At 58.8% G+C, this 6,880-nt stretch carries 8 protein-coding genes; 5 read left to right on the plus strand and 3 right to left on the minus strand.

All coding sequences use genetic code 11. The features are described from left to right. A partial coding sequence (locus PMI37_RS32330) for a hypothetical protein (protein WP_238552739.1) occupies nucleotides 1-180 on the minus strand: 180 nt, incomplete at its 3' end. A gap of 92 nt (nucleotides 181-272) precedes the next feature. Between PMI37_RS32330 and ureE the strand changes: the two genes are divergently transcribed. From ureE to PMI37_RS26930, 5 genes are all read left to right on the plus strand, one after another. Next, a complete protein-coding gene (gene ureE / locus PMI37_RS26910; RefSeq protein ID WP_008087160.1) occupies nucleotides 273-773 on the plus strand; it encodes an urease accessory protein UreE in 501 nt (166 codons plus the stop codon). Further along, nucleotides 770-1,444 (plus strand): urease accessory protein UreF, encoded by a 675-nt coding sequence (locus tag PMI37_RS26915; RefSeq protein WP_008087161.1) that lies wholly within the window; start codon nucleotides 770-772, stop codon nucleotides 1,442-1,444. The genes ureE and PMI37_RS26915 overlap by 4 nt, the downstream gene beginning before the upstream one ends. 11 nt (nucleotides 1,445-1,455) lie before the next feature. After that, nucleotides 1,456-2,070, plus strand: coding sequence for an urease accessory protein UreG (ureG, locus tag PMI37_RS26920; RefSeq protein WP_007939066.1), 615 nt, complete (start codon nucleotides 1,456-1,458; stop codon nucleotides 2,068-2,070). Between the two features lie 27 nt (nucleotides 2,071-2,097). After that, nucleotides 2,098-2,670 carry a HupE/UreJ family protein gene (locus PMI37_RS26925; protein ID WP_008087163.1) on the plus strand — a complete coding sequence of 191 codons (573 nt, stop codon included), beginning with the start codon at nucleotides 2,098-2,100 and terminating at the stop codon, nucleotides 2,668-2,670. 200 nt (nucleotides 2,671-2,870) lie between these two features. Next, nucleotides 2,871-4,004, plus strand: coding sequence for an AGE family epimerase/isomerase (locus tag PMI37_RS26930; protein WP_008087165.1), 1,134 nt, complete (start codon nucleotides 2,871-2,873; stop codon nucleotides 4,002-4,004). A gap of 184 nt (nucleotides 4,005-4,188) precedes the next feature. Here the strand turns inward: PMI37_RS26930 and PMI37_RS26935 are convergent, their stop codons facing one another. Then, nucleotides 4,189-5,094, minus strand: coding sequence for a cation diffusion facilitator family transporter (locus tag PMI37_RS26935; RefSeq protein ID WP_008087167.1), 906 nt, complete (start codon nucleotides 5,092-5,094; stop codon nucleotides 4,189-4,191). Nucleotides 5,095-5,294: 200 nt separating this feature from the next. Beyond that, nucleotides 5,295-6,059 carry an SDR family oxidoreductase gene (locus PMI37_RS26940; protein WP_008087168.1) on the minus strand — a complete coding sequence of 255 codons (765 nt, stop codon included), beginning with the start codon at nucleotides 6,057-6,059 and terminating at the stop codon, nucleotides 5,295-5,297. Between the last annotated feature and the right edge of the window lie 821 nt (nucleotides 6,060-6,880).

A 6,880-nucleotide genomic window follows, 5' to 3' on the forward strand; every position in this document is an offset into this window, starting at 1 on the left:
AATAGGCCTTATACATAGATGCAATCGGGTAACAGTGTTCAAAAGCCGGTTGAATGATGGGGCGAGTCCATACATAGGAGCTGCCGAAGGCTGCGATCTTTTTTTGCCCGCTGCAAATTGGTGCATGTAAAAACCTTCATGCACCAAAACCTTCCAAATCTCCGCAACATCTTGAAACATCCACTACGCTCCGACAGGGATTTCCTACATCTCGTCCGATTGGCAAGCCCCTTGCTCTAACCCAATCATTGTCCATAGCTGGAAGTTTCCCGATGCTGGTGATTCACCGCAGAATCGACCCTCAACCCGTCTGGGCCGCCGAGTTGCACCTGACCTTCGAAGCGCGGAGCAAAAGCCGTCTGCGCTGTTTCAGTGCTGAAGGTGAAGACGTCGGGTTGTTTTTGGAGCGTGGCCAGCCGCCGCTGTATGACGGCGAATGCCTACAGGCTGAAGACGGCCGCATCGTCCGCGTCTGTGCCCGCCCCGAGCAACTGCTGCATGTCACTTGCGCCAACGCTTTTGAATTGACTCGCGCCGCTTATCACTTGGGCAATCGGCATGTCGCTCTGCAAGTCGGCGATGGCTGGCTGCGCCTGCTCGATGATTACGTGCTCAAGGCCATGCTCGAACAGCTCGGCGCACAGGTTGAGGCGATCGAAGCACCGTTCCAGCCGGAACACGGTGCTTATGGCGGCGGCCACCACCATTCACGACACGGCGACGAAGACTTCAACTACGCGCCGAAACTCCATCAGTTCGGCGTACGCCTGTGAATCCGGCCTGGGCGCTGCTGCGCCTGGCCAGTCCGCAGCTGCCGATTGGCGGCTACAGCTATTCGCAAGGCCTGGAAATGGCGGTGGATAACGGCCGGGTGAAAAACCCGGACGACGCCCGCCGCTGGATCAGTGATCAGTTGCTGCTGAATCTGTCGCGCTTTGAAGCGCCGCTGTTACTTGCGCATTGCCAAGCGGCGGCGGATGAAAACTGGAGCGAGTTGCTGATCCTCTGTGAGAGCCACCGCGCCAGCCGCGAGACTCGCGAGTTGCATCTGGAAAGTCGGCAGATGGGCTATTCGTTGCAGCAACTGCTCAACGGTTTGCCGGAACTCGACGCCTGCGCTCGTGACTTTCTCGATCAATGCACCGAACCGCATCTGGCCTTGTGCTGGGCGCTCGCCGCACGCGCGTGGGGCATCAGCCCGCAGGACGCCCTTGCCGCGTGGCTATGGAGCTGGCTGGAAAACCAGCTCGCCGTGTTGATGAAAACCCTGCCGCTGGGCCAGCAAGCAGCTCAGCGCCTGACCAGCGAATTGCTGCCGCTGCTGCAACAGGCGCAGCAGGACGCAAGCCGAATCAATCCCGAACACATCGGCAGCGCCGCGTTTGGCCTGTCTTTGGCGTGCATGGCCCACGAGCGCCAGTACAGCCGCCTCTTTCGCTCCTAGGAGAAACATTCATGAACACACAACCTCTGCGCGTCGGCATCGGCGGCCCGGTCGGTTCCGGCAAAACCGCATTGACCCTGGCCCTGTGTCTGGCCCTGCGCGAACGCTACAACCTCGCCGTGGTGACCAACGATATCTATACCCGCGAAGACGCCGATTTCCTCGTGCGCAATGAAGCTCTCGCCCCCGAGCGGATCATCGGCGTGGAAACCGGCGGCTGCCCGCACACGGCGATTCGTGAAGACGCCTCGATCAACCTTGAAGCGGTCGATCAACTCAATCGGCGCTTTCCGGGGCTGGATCTGATTCTGGTGGAGTCCGGCGGCGACAACCTGTCGGCGACCTTCAGCCCGGAATTGTCCGACCTGACCATCTACGTGATCGACGTCTCGGCCGGCGACAAGCTGCCGCGCAAGGGCGGGCCGGGGATCTGCAAGTCCGACCTGCTGGTGATCAACAAGATCGACTTGGCGCCGCTGGTGGGCGCCTCGCTGGAAATGATGGACAGCGACACCCAACGCATGCGCAACGGCAAGCCGTTCGTCTTCAGCAACCAGAAAACCGGTCAGGGCCTTGAAGCCATCATCGCCTTCATCGAACGCCAGGGCCTGCTGACCGCAGCCTGATTCACTGCTCAACAAGGAAGCTTATCCATGACACTCAAACGTATTCTTGGCGCGGTTGCGCTGCTGCTGACTCCGGCCTTGGCCTTTGCCCACCCGGGGCATGGCGACAGTGGCTTGATCGCGGGTATCAGTCACCCGATCGGTGGTCTCGACCATTTGCTGGCGATGGTTGCGGTCGGACTTTGGGCAGCGCAGCAGCAAGGCGCGGCGCGTTGGGCGCTGCCGTGCACGTTTGTCGGCACCATGCTGATGGGCGGCATGCTCGGTTTTGAAGGGCTGCAATTGCCGGCGCTGGAAAGCGGGATTGCCGCGTCGGTGTTGGCGCTGGGTCTGGCTGTGGCATTGGCGGTGCGGCCGCCGTTGTCCATGGCGGTGGTGGCAACGGCGGTGTTTGCCTTGTTCCACGGTGTGGCGCATGGCCTGGAGTTGCCGGACATGAGCAGCCCTTGGGCGTATGCGGCCGGTTTCGTCGCCGCGACAGCTGCACTGCATGCCGCTGGTTATGCCGTGGTGCGTTTCCTGCCTCAGGCTGCTGCACCGTTGGTGCGTCTTGCAGGTGCGGCTTCGGCAATCACCGGCGCCTGGCTGCTGGCCGGCTGATTTTTTAGCGCCTGCTCCGGCCACATCGCTGGCAAGCCAGCTCCCACAGGTTATTCGGTGTACGCCAATCATGTGAACACCGAAAATCCCTGTGGGAGCTGGCTTGCCAGCGATGACGGCCGATCAGACGCCAAGACTCTAAAGCCTGCTGCTCTGCTACCATGTCGCGCAATCGCCCCAGCCCGTGACGACGTCCGCCCATGCCCCACGCTTCCCGCTCCACCTCCCTGCCTGAATTGACCGCCCTGTTCGGCGCTGTGCAACAGCACTTCGTCAACGTGATCGTGCCCCTCTGGCAAGGTCCGGGCTGGAACGCCGACATGGCGTTGCCCTTTGAGGCGCTGGACGCCGCGCATCAACCGCTGCCAGCGCAACGCTATCGAGCGATGGCCTGCGCGCGCCAGTTGTATCTGTTTTCCAGTCTGATCGGGGTTGTGGATAACGCTGACGTACGCGCCGCGGCGCTGTTTCGTTCGCTGCAACGGCATTTCCATGATGCCGAGCACGGGGGCTGGTTCTACAGCATCGACGCGCAGGGCAAGCCGCTAGATCAGCGCAAGGATCTCTACACCCACGCCTTCATCCTGTTCGCCTGCGCGCATTACTGGGCAAAGTCCGGCGATCCGCTGGTCGAGTCGACCTTGAATGCGGCGCTGGAAATCATTGGGCGACGCTTTGCCACGGGTGATGGTTTGTACGAGGCCTGCCTTGATCGTGACTGGATCACCCTGGAAACCGGCCCTTTGCAGAATCCTTTGATGCACTTGGCCGAAGCCTTCCTCGCCACGCTAGCCGCTCGCGAAGATGCCCAGACCCAGACCGTGTTGCTGGAGTTATGCACAGCCATGCACAAGCGCTTCGTCGATCCGCAACATGGTGTGTTGATGGAGAAGCCGCTCGGGGCTGTGGATAACTGGTACGAACCCGGCCATCAATTCGAATGGTATTTCCTGCTCGAATCGTCAGCGTTGTTGCGTGGTTCGAAACTGCATGCAGCGCTGGATCGGGCGTTTGCGTTCACCGAGCAATACGGCGTGGTGCAGCCATCCGGCGCGGTGCGGGCGATGCTCGATCTGGAATCAAACGGACGTCCACGAGATTCGACCCAACGGATCTGGGCTCAGGCGGAATATTTGCGTGCGCTGACCTTGCGTCAGGGCAGTGAAGCGGTTGTGCTGCGCCAACTGCAGGCGTTGCAGCAACGGTTTCTGCATGCGGGTGGCTGGTATGAGTGCCGGGATGAGTTGGGTGAGGTTAGTCGCAAGGACATGCCTTCGACCACGCCGTATCACCTTGCGACTTGCTATCACGGTCTGGCTGAATATTTACGCTGATCTCATGGCACATGAGATCCAGTGTGCTGAGGAGATCTACTGTGGCGAGGGGATTTATCCCCGTTGGGCTGCGCAGCGGCCCCGCTCTTTTTAGGGCCGCTTCGCGCCCCAACGGGGATAAATCCCCTCGCCACAATAAATCCCCTTCTCCACAACAGTGTTCTCAACAGAGATCCGGGTTACATCAGGCAATCCACTTCTTGTCCCCGGTGAAGCTGATGGTCAGCCAGCGCGCCGCATCCGGTTTGCCCAGCCTCGCCGAAATCGCCTCGCGCAACGCATCCAGCTGCCCGACATTGCTCAGCGCATAGTCCGCCGGCAACACCACATGGATCTCGATAAACCGCGCCCGCCCGTGCTTCTGCACGTATGACACGTAGTCGTCGAAACCATGCTCGACCTTCGTCTCTTCCATCACCTGACGCACTTGATCATCCAGCGTGTCCGGGGCAATCCCCAGTACATCGCGCAACGCCGGGCCAAGGATCTTGAACGCCGGTGGCAGCATGGTCATGGCCAGCACGATCAGAATCAGCGGGTCGACATACACCGCCCACTGGCCATAGCCCTGGGACTTGAGCAGCAGCGCCGCAAGGAAACTGATCAACAGGCCCACGGACAACATCGCGTCCACCAGCCAACTGATGTTGTCGAACTGGATCAGACTGGATTTGAGTTTGCGGTTACGCCGGCGCACGTAGAAGAAGTAGGCGAACTCGACAACGGTAAACACCGCGGCATAGATGATCACCAGCCCCAGTTCGATCTCCCGACCACCGTTGATGATGCCAAACACACCGTTGAGAAACGCGTAGATCGCGATCAGCAGCAGGAAACTGCCTTCGATCACCAACACCATGGGCTCCAGATGCCAGAAACCAAACTGGAAACGGTGGTTACTTTTTTTGGCGATCAACTTGGCGGTGATCAGCATCAGGACTTTGATGAACGTTGCGATCAGCGAGAAAAAACCATCGAACAGGATGGATTGCGAACCTGAAACAAAACCGGTGACGATCCCGGCAATCGCCACGGCGAACATCAGAATGGTCGATTGTTTGAGCAGTGCCTGCTCACCTCGGTTACTCACTTTAACTCCTCGAAAAACCTTGAAAACCGCGGGGTGCGGTTGGGTTGTTGCGAGGGGAGTTTACCTTATCGGCATTTTTTGCCTGTTCTGGCCTCATCGCTGGCAAGCCAGCTCCCACAAATATCGAGCCGTTCACAAGATTTGTGTACGCCAATAAACCTGTGGGAGCTGGCTTGCCAGCGATTGGCCGTAACGCGGTATCAGGCCTTGTTACGCTCAATGGCAAAGCCAGCCCAGGTCTGGCTTACCGGCATCAACTCCAGGCTGTTGATGTTGATGTGCGCCGGCGCATTCATCACCCAGAAAATCGTCTCGGCAATGTCTTGCGGCTGGATCGGCTCGGCACCGGCGTAAGTCGCGTTGTATCGCTCCTGATCGCCGGCAAAACGCACCAGCGAAAACTCGCTCTCGCACAAACCTGGCTCGATGTTGCTGACCCGTACGCCAGTGCCCTGCAAGTCGCAGCGCAGGTTCAGCGAGAACTGTTTAACGAACGCCTTGGTCGCGCCATAGATGTGACTGCCCGGATACGGGTAGTTGCCGGCGATGGAGCCGAGGTTGACGATGCCGGCGCCACGGCCATGGGCGATCAAACGCGGCAGCAGCAAACGCGTGGCGTACATCAGACCTTTGACGTTGGTGTCGACCATGGTGTCCCAATCGTCCAGATCGCACTTCGGTGCAGGATCAACGCCCAGCGCCAGACCGGCGTTGTTGATCAGGCCACGCAGCTTGGCGAAGGACGGCGGCAGGTTGGCAATCGCCTCTTCCATCGCCTTGCGATCACGCACGTCGAGCACCAGGCCATGCACTTCGGTCTGCTTCGACAATTCGGCGCACAGCGCATTAAGGCGTTCCTCACGACGGCCGGTCAGCACCAGTTTCCAGCCAGCCTCGGCGAAACGACGGGCGCAGGCTTCACCAAATCCGGACGTTGCGCCGGTGATAAACAGGGTGTTGGACATCGTGTTCTCCTTGCTTCGGCCACCGGAGCAGCCCTTGGAATAGAAAATCAGCCAGCAGCATGCCCGGCCCGCGAATATCGGGCAACCACCGCCTCCATGTAGGAGCTGCCGAAGGCTGCGATCTTTTGATGTTGTTTTTCAAGATCAAGAGATCGCAGCCTTCGGCAGCTCCTACATGATCGAACAAAAAATGATCAACCTTCGCAACGCTATACAGGCCGTGGCCTGTAGCCATATGCACGCATGTTATCCACAGTCCCTTCCACAGTTTCCGGGGGCAAGTGCAAACGCGCAAAGCCGCGCCACACAAGGCTTTGCGGGGGAAATAGAAAGTTTTTTGCTTGACCCTGAAGCGGCAGATGTGCGGCACATGGCATTCTGCACGACTGGCCGGTCAGCACAGTGATTGCGCGAGGCCAGTAATTACGGCCCTCAGCGAGGTCTTTCCAGAGTTTAATCACAGACTTATCCACAGGGTCGCTGCCACTGAATTGCCTCTGAGGCGATGTCCAAAAAAAGGTTGACAACGACGCCTTCAGCTCGCGTAAAAACACCTGATCAAAAAACAACCACACTCTTGTAAGCCACGGATTACAAGGCGTTCAGCCAGATACACCCACGTTATTCACAGCCAGTTCCACAGTAACCGGGGACAAGTCAAAACTGTGGAAAAACAGCTATTTGCAGCGTCTATATGTCGCGCTTTGGCAGCTTGGGGAATTTGTTTTCCACAATTTGACGGAACAGCCGTTTTCCCTGTAGGAGCTGCCGCAGGCTGCGATCTTTTGATCCTGAAAAACAACATTAAAAGATCGCAGCCT

The sequence above is a fragment of the Pseudomonas sp. GM80 genome, from assembly GCF_000282515.1.
Classification (GTDB): Bacteria; Pseudomonadota; Gammaproteobacteria; order Pseudomonadales; family Pseudomonadaceae; genus Aquipseudomonas.

Bases quoted from the DNA above. Each gene is read 5' to 3' on its own strand.
- ureE (WP_008087160.1), top strand. From the start codon at position 273: ATGCTGGTGATTCACCGCAGAATCGACCCTCAACCCGTCTGGGCCGCC.
- ureG (WP_007939066.1), top strand. From the start codon at position 1,456: ATGAACACACAACCTCTGCGCGTCGGCATCGGCGGCCCGGTCGGTTCC.
- PMI37_RS26925 (WP_008087163.1), top strand. From the start codon at position 2,098: ATGACACTCAAACGTATTCTTGGCGCGGTTGCGCTGCTGCTGACTCCG.
- PMI37_RS26930 (WP_008087165.1), top strand. From the start codon at position 2,871: ATGCCCCACGCTTCCCGCTCCACCTCCCTGCCTGAATTGACCGCCCTG.
- PMI37_RS26940 (WP_008087168.1), bottom strand. From the start codon at position 6,059: ATGTCCAACACCCTGTTTATCACCGGCGCAACGTCCGGATTTGGTGAA.